A 19,394-nucleotide genomic window follows, 5' to 3' on the forward strand; every position below is an offset into this window, starting at 1 on the left:
AAGGGAACGACGCGCGCATGGCTTTGGAACCGCCGCCGCGCCTGGTGCGGGCGCTCGGTGAGACGGCACCGGCCGGGGACGACTGGCTGGCGCGGCTGCCCGCGGCGGCCGAGGAGGCCGTCGCCCGGCGCGGGTTGACCGTCGAGCGGGTGCAGGTGCCGGGCGGGCGCAGCAGCCTGGTGGTGCTGGTACGGCGGCCGGACGGCACGCCGGCGGTGCTGAAGCTGGTGCCGCCCCGGTCCCGCCCGGAGAGCGAGCGGGCGGCGCTGGCGCACTGGGCCGGGCGGGGCGCCGTACAGCTGCTGGACGACGGCGCGCAGGACGGGGCGCTGCTGCTGGAGCGGCTGCACCCGGATGTGTCGGTGCGCTCGCTGCCTGAGGCGAAGGCGCTGCTGGAGGCGGCGGGGACGCTGCGCAGGCTGTGGGTGGAACCGCCGGCCGGGCACGTCTTCGAGACCGTCGCCGAGCGCACCGGGCGGCAGGCGGCGGCCATGCGGGCCGGTGCCGAGGCCGATCCCGAGGTGGCGCCGCTGGTGGAGGCGGCGCTCGCCGCCCGGGAGGAGCTGCTGGCCGCGCCGTCCGAGGACCGGCTGCTGCACGGCACGTTCCGGCAGAGCAAGGTGCTCTCGGGCGAGCGGATGCCGTGGCTCGCGGTGGGCCCGGACCCGGTGGTCGGGGACAGCGCCTTCGACCTGGCGCGGCTGGTCCGGGACCGGGTGGAGGACCTGATCGCGCAGTCGGGCGGCCCGGCCACCACCCGGCGCCGGATCAAGCGGCTCGCGGAGTCGCTGGAGGTCGACCAGGACCGGCTGCGCGGCTGGACGCTGTTCCGGGCGGTGGAGTCCGGGGTGCGGGCGCTGCGGGTGGGCCGGCCGGGAGACGCGGAACTGCTGCTGGAGTTCGCGGGCTGGCTGTAGCGACGACGCCCCCGGGAGACCCGGGGGCGTCGTCGGCGGGCCAGGGCCTACGCGGTCAGGCGGGCGATCGCGTCCTCGACCGTCAGCTCCTCGCGCTCACCGGTCCTGCGGTCCTTCAGCTCCAGCACGCCTTCGCCGGCGCGGCGGCCGGCCACCAGGATCTGCGGCACGCCGATCAGCTCGGAGTCGGTGAACTTCACGCCCGGGGAGACGCCGGCCCGGTCGTCCACCAGGACGCGGACGCCCGCGGCGGCGAGCTTCCCGGCGACGTCCAGTGCCAGCTCGGTCTGGAGCGCCTTGCCGGCGGCGACCACGTGCACGTCGGCCGGGGCGACCTCCTTGGGCCAGACCAGGCCCTTGTCGTCGGCGGTCTGCTCGGCGAGCGCGGCGACGGCGCGGGAGACGCCGACGCCGTAGGAGCCCATGGTGACGCGGACCGGCTTGCCGTTCTGGCCGAGGACGTCCAGCTTGAGGGCGTCGGTGTACTTGCGGCCGAGCTGGAAGATGTGGCCGATCTCGATGGCGCGGTCCAGCTTCAGGCCGGTGCCGCACTTCGGGCACGGGTCGCCGTCCTGCACCACGACGACGTCCACGTACGCGTCGGCCTCGAAGTCACGGCCGGCGACGACGTTCCTGGCGTGCGTGTGCTCCTTGTTGGCGCCGGTGATCCAGGCGGTGCCGGGGGCCACGCGCGGGTCGGCGATGTACTTCACCTTCTCGCCCAGGCCCTGCGGGCCGACGTAGCCGCGGACCAGCTCGGGGTGGGCGGCGAAGTCGGTCTCGGTGACCATCTCGACGGCGGCCGGGGCGAAGTGCGCCTCGACCTTGTCCAGGTCCACCTCGCGGTCGCCGGGCACGCCCACGGCGACGATCTCGCCGTCCACCTTGACCAGCAGGTTCTTCAGCGTGGCGGAGGCCGGGACGCCGAGCGAGGCGGCCAGCGTCTCGATGGTCGGGGTGTCGGGGGTGGGGATCTCCTCCAGCGCGGGCACGGCGGAGCCGTCCACCGGGGTGAGCTGGTAGGTGATCGCCTCGGTGTTGGCGGCGAAGTCGCAGTTCGGGCAGTCCGCGAAGGTGTCCTCGCCGGCCTCGGCCGGGGCGAGGAACTCCTCGGACTTGGAGCCGCCCATGGCGCCGGCGGTGGCCGCGCAGATGCGGTAGTCGAGGCCGAGGCGGGCGAAGATCCGCTGGTAGGCCTCGCGGTGCAGGGCGTAGGAGGTGCCGAGGCCCTCGTCGTCCAGGTCGAAGGAGTAGGAGTCCTTCATCAGGAACTCGCGGCCGCGCAGGATGCCGGCGCGGGGGCGGGCCTCGTCGCGGAACTTGGTCTGGATCTGGTAGAGGATCACCGGCAGGTCCTTGTAGGACGTGCACTGGTCCTTGACCAGGAGGGTGAAGATCTCCTCGTGGGTGGGGCCGAGGAGGTAGTCGCCGCCCTTGCGGTCCTTGAGCCGGAACAGCTCCTGGCCGTACTCGTCCCAGCGGCCGGTCGCCTCGTAGGGCTCGCGGGGCAGCAGGGCGGGCAGGGTGACCTCCTGGGCGCCGATGGCGTCCATCTCCTCGCGGACGATGCGTTCGACGTTCGCGAGGACCTTCTTGCCGAGGGGCAGCCAGCTCCAGATGCCGGCCGCCGTGCGGCGGACGTAGCCGGCGCGGACGAGGAGCTTGTGGCTGAGGACCTCGGCGTCGGCCGGGTCGTCGCGCAGCGTCTTCGCCATCAACTGGGACATGCGCTGGACCGGTGCGTTGGCCATGGTTCTCGTACTCCTGCCGGATAAAGGTGGTGGCATGGAGGTTAGCCGGGCCGCCCGTGCCGGTGGAAATCGGTTAGCGCCTGCGCAGCGGCAGCGGGGCGCCCATCACGGCGTAGGGGCGCGCCGCGCTCGGGAAACGCACTTGACGGGCGAGGTCGGTGTAGCCGAGGGAGTGGTACAGGCCGCGGGCGGGGCTGTCGATGTCGATCGCGGAGAGGATCGAGCGGGGTTCGCCGGCGGTGTCGGTGATGGTGGTGATCAGCTTCCGGCCGATGCCGCGGTTCTGGTGGCCGGGGTGGACGTGCAGCTCGGTGATGACGAAGGAGTCGTCCAGCCAGAAGTCGTTGCCGCCCGCGCGCAGGTAGGGCTCCACCACGGTGGACCACCAGTGGGTGCGGCTGTTGGGCATGCCGTACACGAAGCCGACGAGCCGGCCGCCGGCGGTCGCGCCGTAGGCCCGCGCACCTTGGTACTGCATGTGGCGCTGGACGATCTGCCGGCGTACGGCGACCTCCTCGGGGCCGAGGCCGAAGGCGACGGCTTGGACAGCCAACGCCTCGTCCACGTGGGCGGTGAGGTCCAGGGGGCCGATCACTGGGTCCATGCGGGGAGCGTACAGGGGTGTCAGAAGAGCACACTCATGAAGGCGCCGGTCTCCCGGAAGCCGACACGGCGGTACGTCCTTCTCGCCGCGGTGTTGAAGTCGTTGACGTAGAGGCTCGCGACGGGGGCGACGTCCGCGAGGGCGTAGCGCAGCACCGCGGCCATGCCGGGGGCCGCCAGGCCCCTGCCCCGGTACTCAGGGGCCACCCAGACGCCCTGGATCTGGCAGGCCTGGGGCGTGGCGGCGCCGATCTCCGCCTTGAACACGACCCGGCCCCGCTCGTCCACGCGGGCGAAGGAGCGGCCGGAGCCGACGAGTTCGGCGACCCGGGCCTGGTAGAGGAGGCCGCCGTCGCCGGACAGCGGGGAGACGCCGACCTCCTCGGTGAACATCGCCACGCACGCCGGCATGATCGTCTCCATCTCGTCCTTGCGGACGCGGCGGACGTAGGGGTCGGGCGCGATGTCGTCGGGCATGCGGTCGGCGACCATCAGCGGCTGGCGGGCGCGGACGTCCCTGGCCGGGCCCCAGTGCGGCTCCAGCAGCCGCCAGAGTTCGGCGGTGGCGTCGGCGGGGCCGACGATGGAGGAGCAGCGGCGGCCGGCCCGGCGGGCGCGGTCGGCGAAGGCGCGGACGGCGCGCGGGGTGGCGCAGATGGGGACGAGGTTGGCGCCCGCGTAGCACAGGGACGTGAGCATGCCGTCCTCGTACCAGCCCCACATCTCGCCGCCGAGCCGCCAGGGGTCGAGGCCGGCGACCCGGACCCGGGAGGTCACGAAGGCGTTGGCGACCGGCTCACGATCGAGCACGGCGAGCGCCGCGTCCAGGTCACTCGGTTCCAGGACCCGGGTTGTGGTCTGGGTCAGCACTACGGGGCCTCACGGTGGGGTTCTGCTGGTCCCGGCACTGTACCCCGCGCGCCCGCGAAGCGCCCCCCACCGATCCCGCGCTGACCTGCGATAGGCCTCCGAGCGCAGACAGTCATGATCTCTCACATAACGGACGACCACGGCTGGAGTTCGCAGCGCTCCACAGCCACTCGGGATCGCACAGGACCAAGTCGGGCCGTGGGCCGGAGTCGGTCCAGGCGCTCGCCGGCAAGCAGGGGGCGCCCCGAGGTGGTTGGGAAGACCGTATGGGCCGAGGTACGGCCGAGTCCCGTCACCGGGTGGTGACGGGACTCACAGCGCGCGGACCGGGGTCAGCCGGCGACCGACACCGACGGCTCGCCGGAGGTCACGCCGTCCTTCTCCATCTGTTCGGCCAGCTTCATGGCCTCCTCGATGAGGGTTTCCACGATCTTGGACTCGGGGACGGTCTTGATGACCTCGCCCTTGACGAAGATCTGGCCCTTGCCGTTGCCGGAGGCGACACCGAGGTCGGCCTCGCGGGCCTCGCCGGGGCCGTTGACGACGCAGCCCATGACGGCGACGCGGAGCGGGACCTCCATGCCGGTCAGGCCTGCCGTGACCTCTTCGGCGAGCTTGTAGACGTCGACCTGGGCGCGGCCGCAGGACGGGCAGGAGACGATCTCCAGGCCGCGCTGGCGCAGGTTCAGGGACTCCAGGATCTGGATGCCGACCTTGATCTCCTCGACCGGCGGAGCCGAGAGGGAGACGCGGATGGTGTCGCCGATGCCCTGGCTGAGCAGCGCGCCGAAGGCGACCGCCGACTTGATCGTGCCCTGGAAGGCGGGTCCGGCCTCCGTGACGCCGAGGTGCAGCGGGTAGTCGCAGCTCTCGGCGAGCTGGCGGTAGGCCTCGATCATCACGACCGGGTCGTTGTGCTTAACGGAGATCTTGATGTCCCGGAAGTCGTGCTCCTCGAAGAGGGACGCCTCCCACAGGGCGGATTCGACCAGGGCCTCGGGCGTCGCCTTGCCGTACTTCTGGAGCAGGCGCCGGTCCAGGGAGCCGGCGTTGACGCCGATCCGGATCGGGGTGCCGTGGTCCTTGGCGGCCTTGGCGATCTCCTTGACCTTGTCGTCGAACTGCTTGATGTTGCCCGGGTTGACGCGGACCGCGGCGCAGCCGGCCTCGATGGCGGCGAAGACGTACTTGGGCTGGAAGTGGATGTCGGCGATGACCGGGATCTGCGACTTCTTCGCGATGGTGGCGAGGGCGTCGGCGTCGTCCTGGGTGGGGCAGGCCACACGGACGATCTGGCAGCCGGAGGCGGTCAGCTCGGCGATCTGCTGGAGCGTGGCGCCGATGTCGGAGGTGCGGGTCGTGGTCATCGACTGGACCGAGACCGGCGCGTCCCCGCCGACCGCCACGGTTCCGACCTGGATCTGCCGGCTCTTGCGGCGCTCGGCGAGCTTGGTCGGAACGGACGGCATGCCGAGTGAAATCGCAGTCATCTGCTGTGCAACCCCAAGTCGTGGTTCAGGATCCGGTCCCGTATACGGCGGGCTCCAGGGTCCGAGATTACGGCACCGGGCCGGGCGTCACACATCACACCCGTATTCCGGCGCGCTCGCGGGCGGCCCGGAACCAGAAGGGTTCCGGGCCGCGTGGACACCGGATGGCTAGGAGATCTTCACCGGGTTGACGAGGTCCGCGATCAGCACCAGGACGGTGAAGCAGACGAAGATCCCGGCCACCACGTACGCCACCGGCATCAGCTTGGCGACGTCGAACGGGCCGGGGTCGGGCCGGCGCAGCACCCGGGCCAGGTTCCGCCTGAGGGCCTCCCACAGGGCGCCCGCGATGTGCCCGCCGTCGAGCGGCAGCAGCGGGAGCATGTTGAACAGGAACAGGGAGAGGTTGAACATGCCGAGCATCATCACGAACATCGCCACCTGCTGGGAGGCGGGGATGTCCAGGGTGGCGATGTCGCCGGTGATGCGGGCGGCGCCGACGATGCCCACCGGGGAGTCCGGCTCGCGCGGGCCGTCGCCGAAGGCGGCGTCCCACAGGGCGGGGATCTTGCCGGGCAGGTCGGCGAGGGAGGCGACGGCGTCGCCGACCCGGTCGGTCATCCAGGTCACGGAGTCGTCGAAGTCCATCGTGACCACGCCGGTGGCGGCGCCGAAGCCGAGGAAGCCGGCCTCGACGTACTTGCCCTGGACGTAGGAGCCGCTGGAGTCCTTCTTGGCGACCAGGTTCGTGGCGATCTTGGCGTGCAGGGTGAGCTGCCTGCCGTCGCGCTCGACGACGATCGGCACGGTCTTCCCGGCGCTGTCCCGGATGAGGTCCGAGAGGGTGTCCCAGTTCTCGGTGGGCTTGCCGTCGAAGGAGACGATCTTGTCGCGCGTGCGGAGGCCGGCGGCCTGGGCCGGGGAGGGCTTGTCGGTCTTCGCGCAGGTGTCGCGGTTCTCGCTCTGGGCGATGACGCAGGGCGAGACGGAGGCGACGGTGGTGGTCTGCTGCTGGACGCCGAAGCCCATGAGCACGGAGAAGAACAGGCCGACCGCGAGGACGAGGTTCATGAAGGGGCCGGCGAACATCACGATGACCCGTTTCCACGGTTTGCGCGTGTAGAACATGCGCGTCTCGTCGCCGGGCTTCAGTTCCTCGAAGGACGCCGCTCTCGCGTCCTCGATCATGCCGCGCCACGGCGAGGTGGAGCGGGCGGCGACCCGGCCCTGGTCGTCCGGCGGGAACATGCCGATCATGCGGATGTAGCCGCCGGCCGGGATGGCCTTGATGCCGTACTCGGTCTCGCCCTTCTTGCGTGACCAGATCGTCGGGCCGAAGCCGACCATGTACTGGGGCACGCGGATGCCGAAGAGCTTGGCCGTGGACAGGTGTCCCAGCTCGTGCCAGGCGATCGAGACGAGCAGGCCCACCGCGAAGACCACTATGCCGAGGATGAACATCAAGGTCGTCATGCACGCGCCTCCGCGGTCGCCGTCGTGGCTGTGAGTTCGCGGGCCCGGGCGCGGGCCCAGGTCTCCGCTTCGAGGACGTCCGACACGGTGAGCGAGGTTCCCGTGGCCGGGGTGCCGTGCTCCTCGACCACCCGGGTGACGGTCTCCACGATCCCGTTGAAGGGCAGCGCGCCGTTCAGGAAGGCGGCGACGCACTCCTCGTTGGCCGCATTGAACACCGCCGGGGCCGTGCTCGCGAGCCGTCCCACGTGCCGGGCGAGGTTCACCGAGGGGAATGCCTCGTTGTCCAGCGGGAAGAATTCCCAGGTGGAAGCCTTGCTCCAGTCGAAGGCGGGGGCGGCGTCGGGGACGCGTTCGGGCCAGCCGAGGCCGATGGCGATGGGCCCGCGCATGTCGGGGGGCGTCGCCTGGGCGAGGGTGGACCCGTCGGTGAACTCGACCATCGAGTGGACGTACGACTGGGGGTGGACGACCACCTCGATGCGGTCGAACGGAATGTCGTACAGCAGGTGGGCCTCGATGACCTCCAGTCCCTTGTTGACCAGGGTCGCGGAGTTGACGGTGATCACCGGTCCCATCGCCCAGGTGGGGTGGGCGAGGGCGTCCTGGACGGTGACGCCGGCCAGCTCGGCCCTGGTCCGGCCGCGGAAGGGGCCGCCGGAGGCGGTGACGACGAGCTTGCGGACGTCGGCGCGGGTGCCGGCGGCGAGGGCCTGGAAGAGGGCCGCGTGCTCGGAGTCCACCGGGATGATCTGGCCGGGCTTGGCGAGCGCGGTGACCAGCGGGCCGCCGACGATCAGCGACTCCTTGTTGGCGAGCGCGAGCGTGCGGCCCGCCTCCAGGGCGGCCAGGGTCGGGGCGAGGCCGATGGAGCCGGTGATGCCGTTGAGGACGGTGTGGCAGTCGGAGGCGGCGACCTGGGTGGCCGCGTCGGGCCCGGCGAGTATCTCGGGCAGCGGCTCGGTGCCGTACGCGGCGGTGAGCGCCTCGCGCAGCGCGGGTACGACGTCCTCGCGGGCGACCGCCACGGTCCGCACCCTGAGCCGGTGCGCCTGCTCGGCGAGGAGGGCCACCCGGCCGCCGTTCGCGGACAGGGCGGTGACCCGGAAGCGGTCGGGGTTGCGCAGCACGAGGTCGATGGCCTGGGTGCCGATGGATCCGGTGGAGCCGAGGATCACCACGTCCTTGGGTCCGTCGCCGGCGGCGGGGTCGTAGACGAGGTGCGGGTCGGCGAGGGGTGCCGGATGGGCGGGACTGTCGGTCATCCTCCCATTGTTGCGGCAAGCGGCGGCGCTCCGGACAGCGCGTCCCCCGGGTGGGTGCGCCGGCCGGGATTCCCCTTGTGAAGTCGTCATGAAGATCTTGTGATAAACACTTCGTTCCGCATGATTTACGGACGACATCCTGGGGGGATATCTCCATGCGCATTGTGCGCCTCCGCGCAGCCCTGCCCGCGCTCGCCGGCGCGGCCGTGCTCACCGGCACCCTGCTCAGCACTCCGGCCGAGGCCGCCGGCGGCGTGAGGATCCACCACGTGTGGTTCGACAGCCCCGGCAAGGACAACCGCTCCAACAAGAGCCTGAACGGCGAGTGGGTGCAGCTGAAGAACACCAGCGGCCGGGCCGTCTCGCTCAAGGGCTGGGTGCTGAAGGACGCCTCCAACCACAAGTACGTCTTCCCGAACGTCAAGATCGGCGCCGGGAAGTACCTGAAGGTCCACACCGGCAGCGGCTCGGACACCTCCTCCGACAAGTACCAGGGCCGCCGCGCCTACGTCTGGAACAACGACAAGGACACGGCCACCCTGACCAAGGCGGGCGGCACCAAGGTCGCCTCCTGCTCCTGGACGACGCGGGACCCCAGCGACAAGTACTGCTAACTCCCGTAGGGACGGCGGACGTTCTCGCGGGTCGGGGGTCCGGGGGTCGCGTCGGCGATCCATGGGCCCTCGCCCGACGGATCGAGGATGCCCTCCTCCAGCCAGGTGTGGGAGCCGGCGAGGACGGCCTTGACCAGCCCGCGGTCCAGGTCGTCGGTGTTGGTCCACAGGCGGGTGAACAGTTCCTCGACGCGGATGCGGGCCTGGCGGCAGAAGGCGTCGGCGAGCTGGTAGGCCTCCCGGCCGTGCCGGTCCTCGGCCCGCAGCCGCTCGGCGCGTACGCAGGCCGCGCTCATCGCGAACAGTTCGGCGCCGATGTCCACGATCCGGCCGAGGAAGCCCTGCCTGGTCTCCATCCGGCCCTGCCAGCGGGACATGGCGTAGAAGGTGGAGCGGGCGAGCCTGCGGGCGGTGCGCTCCACGTAGCGCAGATGCTTGGAGAGGTCGGTCGCGTGCCGGAACTCGGTGTAGGACGTGGGGAGCTGACCGGGGCCCGCGAGCAGTTTCGGCAGCCACCTGGCGTAGAAGGCGCCCGCGTGCGCGCCGGCCCGCGCCTTGTCGGCCAGGGACTTGTCGGGGTCGATCAGGTCGCCGGCGACCGAGAGGTGGGCGTCCACGGCCTCCCGGGCGATCAGCAGGTGCATGATCTCCGTGGAGCCCTCGAAGATGCGGTTGATGCGCAGGTCGCGCAGCATCTGCTCGGCCGGGACCGGGCGTTCGCCGCGCGCCCGCAGGGACTCGGCCGTCTCGTAGCCGCGTCCGCCGCGGATCTGGACCAGTTCGTCGGCCATCCGCCAGGCCGCCTCGGAGCCGTAGAGCTTGGCGAGGGCGGCCTCGATGCGGATGTCGTGGCGGTCCTCGTCGGCCATCTGCGAGGACAGGTCGAGGACGGCCTCCAGGGCGAACGTCGTCGCCGCGATGAACGCGATCTTCGACCCGACGGCCTCGTGCAGCGCCACCGGCTTGCCCCACTGCTCGCGCTCCGCCGCCCACTCGCGGGCGATCTTCAGACACCACTTGCCGGCGCCCGCGCACATCGCGGGCAGCGACAGCCGGCCGGTGTTGAGCGTGGTGAGCGCGATCTTCAGACCGGCGCCCTCGGGCCCGATCCGGTTCGCCGCCGGGACCCTGACCCGGTGGAAGCGGGTGACGCCGTTCTCGATGCCGCGCAGGCCCATGAAGGCGTTGCGGTTCTCCACGGTGATGCCCTCGGAGGCGGCCTCCACCACGAACGCGGTGATGCCGCCCGGATGCCCCTCGGACTGCGGCACCCGTGCCATGACGACGAGCAGATCGGCCACCACCCCGTTGGTGGTCCACAGTTTCACTCCGTCGAGGATGTACGCGTCGCCCTCGGGCACGGCCGTGGTGGCGAGGCGGGCCGGGTCGGAGCCCACGTCCGGCTCGGTGAGCAGGAACGCGGAGATGTCGGTGCGGGCGCAGCGGGGCAGGAAGGCGTCCTTCTGCTCCGGCGTGCCGAAGAGCTTCAGCGGCTGCGGCACACCGATCGACTGGTGCGCGGAGAGCAGCGCGCCGACGGCGGGGCTGACGGAGCCGACCAGGGCGAGGGCCTTGTTGTAGTACAGCTGGGACAGGCCGAGACCGCCGTACTCGGGGCCGATCTTCATGCCGAGCGCACCGAGTTCCTTCAGGCCCGCCACGACCTCGTCGGGGATGCGGGCCTCGCGCTCGATGCGGGCGGGGTCGATCACCGTCTCGCAGAAGGCGCGCAGCTTCGCCAGGAACTCCTCGCCGTGCCGGACGGACTCCTCGTCGGGCAGCGGGTGGGGGTGGATGAGGTCGAGCCGGAAGCGCCCGAGGAACAGCTCCTTGGCGAAGCTGGGCCCCCGCCAGTCCCGCTGCCGGGCGGCCTCCGCCACCCGGCGGGCCTCGCGCTCGGTGACGGTGGTGCGTGGGGTGGTGGTGGCGGACATCGGGGCTCCACTCGCCGCGGGGAGGGACGGCCGGGACCGTTCGGCACCGACCGGTGCCCTTGGATCGTTGGTACCGAAAACGGGCGGGCCGCGCCAGCCGGGAAAGCCGCCCGGGTTTAGCGTGGAGCCTCGGTGGCCGCCGTCCGGCGCGCGGGTTTCCGCGACATGGCCGGGAATCGTTGTCGAAGCGCTTCGATAGCCTATGGACACCCCGGGCTCCCTGAAGCTAGGGTCATTCGCATTCGCACCCACCCTGTCGGCACCGCGCAATGTCGAAGCGCTTCACATAGCTTGGAGAGCGGATGGTCACCCTCGCCGAGGTCGCCCAGCACGCCGGAGTCTCGGCGAGCACGGTGAGCTATGTCCTCAGCGGCAAGCGGTCCATCTCCGCCACCACCCGGCACCGGGTCGAGCAGAGCATCCGGGAGCTCGGCTACCACCCGAACGCGGGCGCCCGCGCCCTGGCCGGCAAACGGTCGAACATCATCGCCCTCATGATCCCGCTACGCACCGACATGTACGTACCGGTGATGATGGAGATCGCCATCGCGGTGGCCACCACCGCCCGCACGCACGGCTACGACGTCCTGCTGCTCACCGGCGAGGAGGGGCCCGACGCGGTGCGCCGGGTCACCGGCAGCGGGCTGGCCGACGCGATGATCCTGATGGACGTCGAGCTGGAGGACGAGCGGCTGCCGCTGCTCAGAGGCACCGACCAGCCGTCCGTGCTGATCGGTCTGCCCGCCGACGCGGGCGGTCTGACCTGCGTGGACCTGGACTGGAGCGCGACCGGCGCGCTGTGCGTGGAGCATCTGGCCGGCCTCGGGCACCGTGACATCGCCGTCATCGGCGAGGCCCCGGCGGTCTACGAACGGCACACCGGCTTCGCCGAACGCACCCTGGACGGGCTGCGCTCCGGGGCCCGCCGGGCGGGCGTGCGGCTGCTGCACCGGCCGTGCGAGGGCGGCTACGACGCGATGGCCCTCACCCTGGCCCGCGTCTTCGACGAGCGCCCGGCGACGACCGGGTTCGTGGTGCAGAACGAGTCGGCGGTGGAGCCGCTGCTCGCGCTGCTGCGCCAGCAGGGCCGGGCCGTGCCGGAGGACGTGTCCGTGGTCGCGGTCTGCCCGGACCAGGTCGCCGTGCAGGCCTCGGTGCGGCTGACCTCGGTCGCCATCCCCGCCCAGGAGATGGGCCGGCGGGCCGTGGAGCACCTGGTGGCCAAGCTGGACGGGCGGGGCGGCGAGGAGGTCGTGCTGCTCGCGCCCGAGCTGACCCGCCGGGCGAGTTCGGGACCGGCCCCGGCCGCGCCCTGACGCCGAGGGGGCCGGCCCCGCCGCGGAGGCCGGCCCCGGCTGCTCAGCCGCCGCTGACGGTCAGGTTGTTGGTGGTGAAGTCCAGGCCGCCGGACGAGGACGTGATCTCGTAGCCGAACTGGACGTCGCCGATGGTCTCGTTGCCGAACCAGCCCTTGGTGTCCTTGATCCACTTCAGGATCGGCAGGATGTTCACCGTGCCGGAGGCGGAGTTGGAGGTGCGGATGAAGGAGAACACCTCGTTGGCGCCGTTGTTGCCCTTGTAGACGGTCCAGGTGTGACCGCCCAGGGTGACGTTGCCCTGCGAGGTTCCGAGAGGCCCGACGGGTCCGGTCTTGTTGACCCAGAGCATGATCTCGTAGTCGTAGTCCGTGTCCCAGATGTCGTACGACGTGTTGTACGCGCCGGACGCCGGGACGGTGACGTTGTAGCTGCTGGTGAGCGAGGTCAGCGAGGTGATCGGCTTGTTGATCACCTTCTTGGCGTCGGGGTAGGACTTGATGCCGCCGGTGTTGGGGTGGTCGGCGTGCACACCCCAGTTGGTGCCGGAGTTGGCCCAGACGCACTGGCTGCCGGCGCCGGAACCCCAGATGTTGTTGTAGAGCGTGTAGCCGTTCAGGGTGGTGTTGCCCCACTGGTCGCAGGTGCTCCAGACGGCGGCGGAGGCGGGTGCCGAGGCGAGGCCGACGGTGGCGCCGAGGGCGAGTGCGGGGGCGAGCAGGGCCTTGGCGACCCTGCCGAGGGTGCTGGTTGCCATGGTGTCCCTTCCATGGGTGGGGGTGTGGGGAGGTTCACCGCGTCCTCAGGGTGAGGACGCGGGCTTCTCCGGCGACCAGGTCGAGGAACGCGGTGCCGGAGGAAGTCCGCAGCTCGACGCGGTGGGTGCGGCCGGGCCGGACGACCGCCCGGGCGCCGTCCGGGTCCCAGGCGAGGTCGACCTCGGCGCCGAACCGGGTGCGGATGCCGCGCAGTTCGCCGCGCGGACAGCTGTCGGGGACCGCCGGGAGCAGGATCAGGCGGTCCGGGGTGGACTGGAGGAGCGTCTCGACGAGCACACCGGGGAGGGTGTGCGCGGCGTCCGCGTTGTAGACGTCGCGGTGGGGGTAGTGGGCGCTCATCAGGGAGGCGTGGAAGAAGTCGCCGTCGAGGACCCGGCGCAGGGCGCGGCCGGCGCGCTCGGGGTCGCGGAGCCGGGCGGCGATCAGGGCGTGGTGGAGATGGCCGTGGGCGGAGTCGTTCTCGGCGCCGCGCAGTTCCAGCGCCCGGTGGGCGGCGGCGGCCAGGCGCGGGGTGTCGTACGGGGTGATCTCCTCCAGGGGCCAGACGCCGTACAGGTGGCTGAGGTGGCGGTGGTCGTAGGTGTCGTGGAGGCCGGGCCAGGCCCATTCGGCGAGGGCTCCGTCGGCGTTGATCCGGTGCGGGGGCAGCCGGTCGGCCAGCGCCCGCCACCTGTCCGCCTGTCCGGGGTGGTAGCGGGCGGCGGTGAGCAGGGTGTGGCGGGCGGCGGAGAGGTCCATGGCCGCGTTGACCGCGCCCCAGCTGCCGTTCGCCGGGCGGTTCTCCGGTGAGTAGGACGGCACGATCACCAGGTGGCCCGCGGCGTCGGTGCGGGTGAGGAAGTCCTCGTAGAAGAGGGCTGCCTCGGCGAGTGCGGCGGCGGTGCGCGGGTCCTGTGCGCCCTGGATCTCGTCGTGGTCGACCAGCGGCTTGAGCAGCCAGTCGGCGCCGGCGGTCCACAGGTGCAGCGGGTACTCGCGGCTGAAGTGGTAGGTCAGCCCGGACTCGCCGTCGCTGTGCGAGGGCGCGACCGCGCCCCGGGTGCCGAAGACCGCGCGGGCGTTGGCCCGCCAGTCCGGCAGCTGCCGGGTGACGAAGGCGGCCAGCGCCTCGGTGACCTCGGGCAGGGCGGCGGCGGGCGCGGCGGCGGTCTGGAGGTTGAGGTTGGCGTTGGTGGTGAACGCGCCGGACCAGGCGGTGTCCCAGTCGCCGGTCCACAGCCCGGTGAGCCGGGGCGGGTGGTGGCCGCTGCTGGAGAGCAGGTGGTAGCGGCCGGCCGCGAACAGCCGTTCCAGCAGGGCCGGGCTGTGCGGTCGCTTCAGCAGCTCGGAGCCGGGCAGGGCGCGTTCGGCCGGGTCGGCGCCGAGGTCCAGGGTGACCCGCAGGTAGGCGGTGCGGTGCCGGTCCAGATGGCGGGCGAGCAGGCCGTCGTAGGGGCGTTCGGTGCCGTCGAGGAGGTCCTGGAGGCGCCGGGTCTCGGCGCCGGCGTCCGCCTCGCCGGTGTGCCGCAGCACCCTCGTGAGCAGCAGCGCGGAGCGGCAGCCGGTGACGCGGACGCCGGGCGGGGTGAGTTCCGTCCGGCCGCCGGTGACGGCGAGGAGGGTGACGCCGGTGTAGGCGCGGTCGCTGCCCGGGTATCTGACGCGCAGGCTCAGCACGGCGCCCTCGGGAGTGAGCAGCGCGCCGTGCCCGACCCGCAGGCCGGCCGGGGCGCCCGGCAGCCGGTGGTCCAGGGTGAGGTGGAGGTCGCCGGCGGTGACCTCGTGCACGATCACGTCGTCGGCGCGGGAGACGAAGACACGGCTCACGGCGCCGCCGCCGGCCGCCGTGACCTCGCCGCTGGTGAAGTCGACGGCCCGGCGCACCTCCCGCCCGGCGCCCGCCGGCCGGCGCACCCGGACCTGGAAGGCGGGGTGGAAGGGCTGCACCCACTGGAGCGGGCGGCCGTCGGTGAGCGCCTCGGCGGCGGTGAGGTGCCCGGCGAGCAGCCGGTCCTGGACCTCCGGGAGGGCGGCGGCCAGCCGGGGCGGCCGGGCGTGTTCGCCGCCGTTGGGCCGGACCAGGGTGTGCTGGGTGACGATGACCCGCTCGTCGTCCGGGTCGCCGTACACCAGGACGCCGTGGTGGCCGTTGCCGCTCGGGAAGGCGTCCTCCCAGCGCGCGGCCGGGGCCGGCTCCCAGGTGCCGTGGACCGGCGTGGCGCTCATGACCGCAGCACCGCCACGCCGTAGCGGCCGAGGGTGACCGCGTCCGTGACGTCCGCGTCGCCGAGCAGGTCGCGGTGGGTGCCCGGGACCGGGACGGTGACCGGCTCCCGCCCGTGGTTCAGCAGGAACAGCAGCCCGCCCCGGCGCACCGCCTCCACTCCCCGCGGCAGCCCGTCCAGCACCGGCCGGACGCCGGCCCCGGCGGCGATGCCGGCCAGCAGGGAGCGCAGGGCCTCCGGTTCGGGCAGCGTGGACAGGTACCAGGCGCGGCCCCGGCGCAGCACGGCGGGCAGCCCGTCGAGTTCGCCGCCCCGGTAGGGCACGGTCTCGGCGGCGCCGGGCTCCGGCTCGATCTCCTCCGACCACAGCGTGCCGCGGAAGCCCTCGCAGCCGACGGTCTCCCCCGCCTCCAGCGGCCACCACTCGTGCAGGGTGCGGATGCCGAACAGCTCGCGCAGCCGGGCGTCCATGCCGCCGGGGCGGACCCGGTCGTCGCGGTCGACGACGCCGGTGAGGAAGCCGCTGACGAGGGTGCCGCCACCGCCGGTGTACGCGAGGAGGTTGTCGACGGCGGAGTCGGTGAGGAGGTACAGCTGCGGGGCGACGACGAGCCGGTAGCCGGACAGGTCGTCTTCCGGGTGGGCGAAGTCGGCGGTGAGGTGGGCCTCCCACAGGGCGCGGTGCCAGGCGGTGAGCACCTCGGGCAGGTCGAACCGGGTGGACAGGCGTCCTTCGTGGTCGCCGGCCCACCAGGAGTCCCAGTCGTGCAGGATCGCCACGTCGGCGGTGATCCTGGTACCGCAGACCTGGTCCGCGATCCGGGCCAGGTCGGCGCCGAGCCGCTTGACCTCCTGGTGGGTGCGGCCCTCTGGGCCCGCGTGGCCGAGCATGCCGGAGTGGAACTTCTCGGCGCCCTGCCGGGACTGGCGCCACTGGAAGTAGCAGACGGCGTCGGCGCCGCGGGCGACGGCCTGGAGGGACCACAGGCGGTTCAGGCCGCGCGGCTTGGGGTGGTTCGCGCCGCGCCAGTTGACCGGTCCGGCCGCCTGTTCCATCAGCATCCACGGCCCGCGCGCCTGCGACCGGGTGAGGTCCTGCACCAGCGCTCCGGCCTGCGCGCCCAGCGGGTCGCGCGGGTCGGGATACAGGTCGACGGAGACGACGTCCTCCTCGCGGGCCCAGCGCCAGCCGTCCTGCCCGGTCCACAGCGGCATGAAGTTGGTGGTCACGGGCAGCCGCGGGGTGTGCCGGCGGACGATGTCCCGCTCGGCGGTGTAGCACTCCAGGAGCATGTCGGAGGTGAACCGCCGGAAGTCCAGCACCTGGCCGGGGTTCTTCATGTAGTGCGGCCGGCGCGGCGGCAGGATGCCGTCCCAGGTGTCGTAGCCCTGGCTCCAGAAGGCCGTGCCCCAGGCCGCGTTGAGTGCGTCCAGGCTGCCGTACCGCTCCCGGAGCCAGCGGCGGAAGGCGGCGGCGGCCTCGTCGCCGTAGTCGAAGGTGCAGTACTCGTTGTTGATGTGCCACATGATGAGCGCCGGGTGGCCGGCGTACCGGGCGGCCAGGTCCTCGGTGATGGCGGCGGCGTACCGGCGGTAGGTGGCGCTGGAGTGCGAGAAGTGCTGCCGGCCGCCCCACCACTCGGTCCGGCCGTCGGCGTCCCGGGGCAGGGTGTCCGGGTGCAGCCGGCCCAGCCAGGGCGGCGGGGAGGAGGTGGGCGTGGCGAGGACGACACCGATGCCGTGCTCGTGCAGCAGGTCCATCAGCCGGTCCAGCCAGCCGAACTCCCGTGCTCCCGGCTCCGGTTCGAGTCGCGACCAGGAGAACACGCCGACCGTGACGGAGTTGACCCCGGCCTCCCTCATCAGCCGGACGTCCTCGTGCCAGGTCTCCTCCGGCCACTGCTCGGGGTTGTAGTCGCCGCCGAAGAGGATGCGGCCGCGGGTGGCGTCGGCGAGGGTCGGCTTCATGCGGGCTCCCCGTACTGGATGCCCCGCCCGTTGGTGGCGAGGTAGACCCGGCCGTACAGGCGCGGGTCGCCGGTGACGGCCTGTCCGGTCCAGCCCCACTGGTGGGCGTCGTCGTTGACCCGGACCCAGGTGCGGCCCTCGTCGTCGGAGCGCAGGACGGCGACGCCGGAGCCGGTGAGCGCGCCCACCTGGTAGAGGGCCGGGTAGCGGGCGCCGGGGGCGGCCTTGCCGAACCCGAGCGTGTACGAGGCCCGGACGCCGTCGACCCGGGCGAAGCCCGCTCCGGCGTCGGTGGACCGGTACAACCCGTCCTCCTTGCCGCTCACCCACAGGTCGCCCGTCCGCCCCGGGGCCACGGCCAGCTGGAACTGGCTGTCGCCGGACGGCAGATGCCCGGACCGGGCGACGAAGGTGCGACCGTGATCGGTGCTGGCGTACAGGGTCCCGGTGGCGGTGGCGTAGGCGTAGAAGACGGCCGGGTCGACGGGGTCGGCGACCGGCGTGGCCCCCTTGGGGAAGGAGGGCACCTCGGTCCAGGTCCGCCCGCCGTCCGCCGACCGGTGGGCCGGGTACGCGGTCCCGTCCCAGTGCACGAACGTCCACAGCAGCACCGCGCCGTCGGCGCCGGCCGCGATCGGCCCGGGCGCGTCCTCGGCGAGGGCGGGCTGGGCCGGGAAGGGCGTCCAGGTGCGTCCGCCGTCGGTGGAAAAGGCGCCGTTGCCGTTCTCGCCCCATCCGGTGCGCACGACGTACGACGGTTTCGCCGCGGCCAGCGCGAGTCCGGTCGCCGTGCCGAAGACGGGGTTGGTGGCCATGCCGGTCTTCGGGGAGGCGGTCAGCCGTTCGTGGTACAGCACCCCGATGTCCCCGTTGCCGCTGATCAGATGGGCCGGGCCGGCGGGCGGCGAGATCAGCTGCCGGACCGAGGTCTCCTCCAGGCCGCGGACCCGGGGCGTCCAGTGGACGAGGTCACGGGTGCCGTAGACGGTGGCGCCGGTGCCGTAGAGGATGTGCGCGCTGTCGTACGGGTCCACGGCGACGGCCTGGATCCACCAGCCGAACTTCGGGCTGTCCGCGCCCCAGTCGAGATACGGCGTCTCGGACACGTCGAGGACGGCGGTGTCCTTCAGGGAGACCCAGCTGCGGCCCGAGTCGGTGCTGCGGTACAGCGTGTCGACCGCCGACCAGCGGTTGTTGGTGGAGACGACGACCGTGCCGGGACGGTGGGCGGCCACGGCGATCCCGCCGTAGCCGAAGGTGTCGCCACCGCCCGGGACGACCGGGGTGACGTCGGTCCAGGCGCCGGTGGTCGTGTCCAGCTTGTGCACGCTGCCGGTGCTCTGGCCGTTCGGGCCGGGCGCGTCGGCGTAGGTGACGTACAGCTCGTGGGCGCGGGAGTCGTGGGCGGCGCGGACGGGGACCTTGGCGCTGGCGCCGGCGGGCTGTCCGGGGACGGCCTCCCAGGTGGTGCCGTCGGTGGTGCGGTACAGGTTCGGGTGCGCGGCGGTGCCGTCGCCGTCGCCCCAGCCGGCGTAGACGGCGCGGCCGGCGGCGACGAGCAGGGTGACGCCCTGGCCGCTGCCGCTCGGCGTGCCCGGGAACCCGGACTGCCTCGCCCAGGTCCCGCCCCGGTCGGTCGACCTCAGCAGCCCGTCATGGCGGGTGCCGAGCCACAGGGTGTCGCTGTCGCGGGGGTCGACGAGGAGCCGTTCGCCGGTGCCGCGGCCGTCCTCGTTGGCGCCGAGCGGGACGGGGAGGGCGGTGCGGTGCCAGGTGCGGCCGCGGTCCTCGGAGCGCAGCAGGGCTCCGTTGCCGGCCCAGGGCTGGGCGTACGTGCCGAGGGCCAGGTAGAGCCGGCCGGGGTGGGCCGGGTCGACGGCCAGGGCCTCCACGCCGAGCAGGTTCCAGTCGTCCCAGCCGAGGTGGTCGGTCAGCGGGGTCCAGCGGTCGGTGTCCCGGTCCCAGCGGTAGGCGCCGCCGATGTCGGTGCGGGCGTAGGCCAGGCCGGGGGCGGTGGGGTGGAAGAGGAGGCCGGTGACGAATCCGGTACCGCCGATGACCGCGGTGCGCCAGCGGTACGGGTGCCGCTCGGCTTCGGCGGCGTGTACGGGTGTGGGCAGGGTTGCCAGTGCGGCGGCTGCCGCCGTTCCGGCGAGAACGGTTCTGCGGGTGGGCATGGGGTACCTCGGGTGGGGAGTCTGGGTGGGTGG

General features: G+C 72.6%; 14 protein-coding genes. 3 read left to right on the top strand and 11 right to left on the bottom strand.

What is annotated here, in order from left to right; all coding sequences use genetic code 11:
- Positions 1 to 17 precede the first annotated feature (17 nt).
- A complete protein-coding gene (locus SCK26_RS10375; protein ID WP_318200992.1) occupies positions 18 to 917 on the top strand; it encodes an aminoglycoside phosphotransferase family protein in 900 nt (299 codons plus the stop codon).
- Between the two features lie 47 nt (positions 918 to 964).
- Here the strand turns inward: SCK26_RS10375 and SCK26_RS10380 are convergent, their stop codons facing one another.
- The 6 genes from SCK26_RS10380 to dxr form a co-directional block, all read right to left on the bottom strand.
- Complete coding sequence (locus tag SCK26_RS10380; RefSeq protein ID WP_318200993.1) at positions 965 to 2,668, bottom strand: proline--tRNA ligase; 1,704 nt, start codon at positions 2,666 to 2,668, stop codon at positions 965 to 967.
- A gap of 73 nt (positions 2,669 to 2,741) precedes the next feature.
- Positions 2,742 to 3,272: a GNAT family N-acetyltransferase gene (locus SCK26_RS10385; RefSeq protein WP_318200994.1), complete on the bottom strand. Its 531-nt coding sequence runs from the start codon at positions 3,270 to 3,272 to the stop codon at positions 2,742 to 2,744.
- 20 nt (positions 3,273 to 3,292) lie between these two features.
- A complete protein-coding gene (locus SCK26_RS10390; RefSeq protein ID WP_318200995.1) occupies positions 3,293 to 4,141 on the bottom strand; it encodes a GNAT family N-acetyltransferase in 849 nt (282 codons plus the stop codon).
- Positions 4,142 to 4,473: 332 nt separating this feature from the next.
- Positions 4,474 to 5,631, bottom strand: coding sequence for a flavodoxin-dependent (E)-4-hydroxy-3-methylbut-2-enyl-diphosphate synthase (ispG, locus tag SCK26_RS10395; RefSeq protein WP_318200996.1), 1,158 nt, complete (start codon positions 5,629 to 5,631; stop codon positions 4,474 to 4,476).
- A gap of 168 nt (positions 5,632 to 5,799) precedes the next feature.
- The gene (locus SCK26_RS10400; RefSeq protein WP_318200997.1) at positions 5,800 to 7,104 is read right to left on the bottom strand and encodes a M50 family metallopeptidase; all 1,305 of its coding nucleotides are present in this window, start codon (positions 7,102 to 7,104) and stop codon (positions 5,800 to 5,802) included.
- Positions 7,101 to 8,369 carry a 1-deoxy-D-xylulose-5-phosphate reductoisomerase gene (dxr, locus tag SCK26_RS10405; RefSeq protein WP_318200998.1) on the bottom strand — a complete coding sequence of 423 codons (1,269 nt, stop codon included), beginning with the start codon at positions 8,367 to 8,369 and terminating at the stop codon, positions 7,101 to 7,103. Before dxr ends, SCK26_RS10400 begins: the two co-directional genes overlap by 4 nt.
- A gap of 155 nt (positions 8,370 to 8,524) precedes the next feature.
- Here dxr and SCK26_RS10410 point away from each other — a divergent pair, with 155 nt between their 5' ends.
- A complete protein-coding gene (locus SCK26_RS10410) occupies positions 8,525 to 8,983 on the top strand; it encodes a lamin tail domain-containing protein (protein WP_318200999.1) in 459 nt (152 codons plus the stop codon).
- Here the strand turns inward: SCK26_RS10410 and SCK26_RS10415 are convergent.
- On the bottom strand, positions 8,980 to 10,917 hold the full coding sequence (locus tag SCK26_RS10415) for an acyl-CoA dehydrogenase family protein (RefSeq protein WP_318201000.1): 1,938 nt from the start codon (positions 10,915 to 10,917) through the stop codon (positions 8,980 to 8,982). The two genes, SCK26_RS10410 and SCK26_RS10415, sit on opposite strands and share 4 nt — an antisense overlap.
- A gap of 302 nt (positions 10,918 to 11,219) precedes the next feature.
- On the opposite strand from SCK26_RS10415, the gene SCK26_RS10420 reads away from it, so the two are divergent.
- A complete protein-coding gene (locus SCK26_RS10420) occupies positions 11,220 to 12,233 on the top strand; it encodes a LacI family DNA-binding transcriptional regulator (RefSeq protein ID WP_318201001.1) in 1,014 nt (337 codons plus the stop codon).
- A 43-nt stretch (positions 12,234 to 12,276) separates the two neighbouring features.
- Here the strand turns inward: SCK26_RS10420 and SCK26_RS10425 are convergent, their stop codons facing one another.
- From SCK26_RS10425 to SCK26_RS10440, 4 genes are read right to left on the bottom strand one after another with little or no spacing between them, the layout of a single operon-like run.
- The gene (locus SCK26_RS10425) at positions 12,277 to 12,990 is read right to left on the bottom strand and encodes a GH12 family glycosyl hydrolase domain-containing protein (protein WP_318201002.1); all 714 of its coding nucleotides are present in this window, start codon (positions 12,988 to 12,990) and stop codon (positions 12,277 to 12,279) included.
- A gap of 34 nt (positions 12,991 to 13,024) precedes the next feature.
- Positions 13,025 to 15,217: a glycosyl hydrolase family 95 catalytic domain-containing protein gene (locus SCK26_RS10430; protein WP_318201003.1), complete on the bottom strand. Its 2,193-nt coding sequence runs from the start codon at positions 15,215 to 15,217 to the stop codon at positions 13,025 to 13,027.
- Positions 15,214 to 17,184, bottom strand: a complete 1,971-nt coding sequence (locus SCK26_RS10435; RefSeq protein WP_318201004.1) for a beta-galactosidase — start codon at positions 17,182 to 17,184, stop codon at positions 15,214 to 15,216. Before SCK26_RS10435 ends, SCK26_RS10430 begins: the two co-directional genes overlap by 4 nt.
- Positions 17,181 to 19,361 (bottom strand): 1,4-beta-glucanase, encoded by a 2,181-nt coding sequence (locus tag SCK26_RS10440; protein ID WP_318201005.1) that lies wholly within the window; start codon positions 19,359 to 19,361, stop codon positions 17,181 to 17,183. The genes SCK26_RS10435 and SCK26_RS10440 overlap by 4 nt, the downstream gene beginning before the upstream one ends.
- Positions 19,362 to 19,394: the final 33 nt, after the last annotated feature.

Source organism: Streptomyces sp. SCL15-4 (assembly GCF_033366695.1).
In the GTDB taxonomy this organism is placed as follows: Bacteria; Actinomycetota; Actinomycetes; order Streptomycetales; family Streptomycetaceae; genus Streptomyces.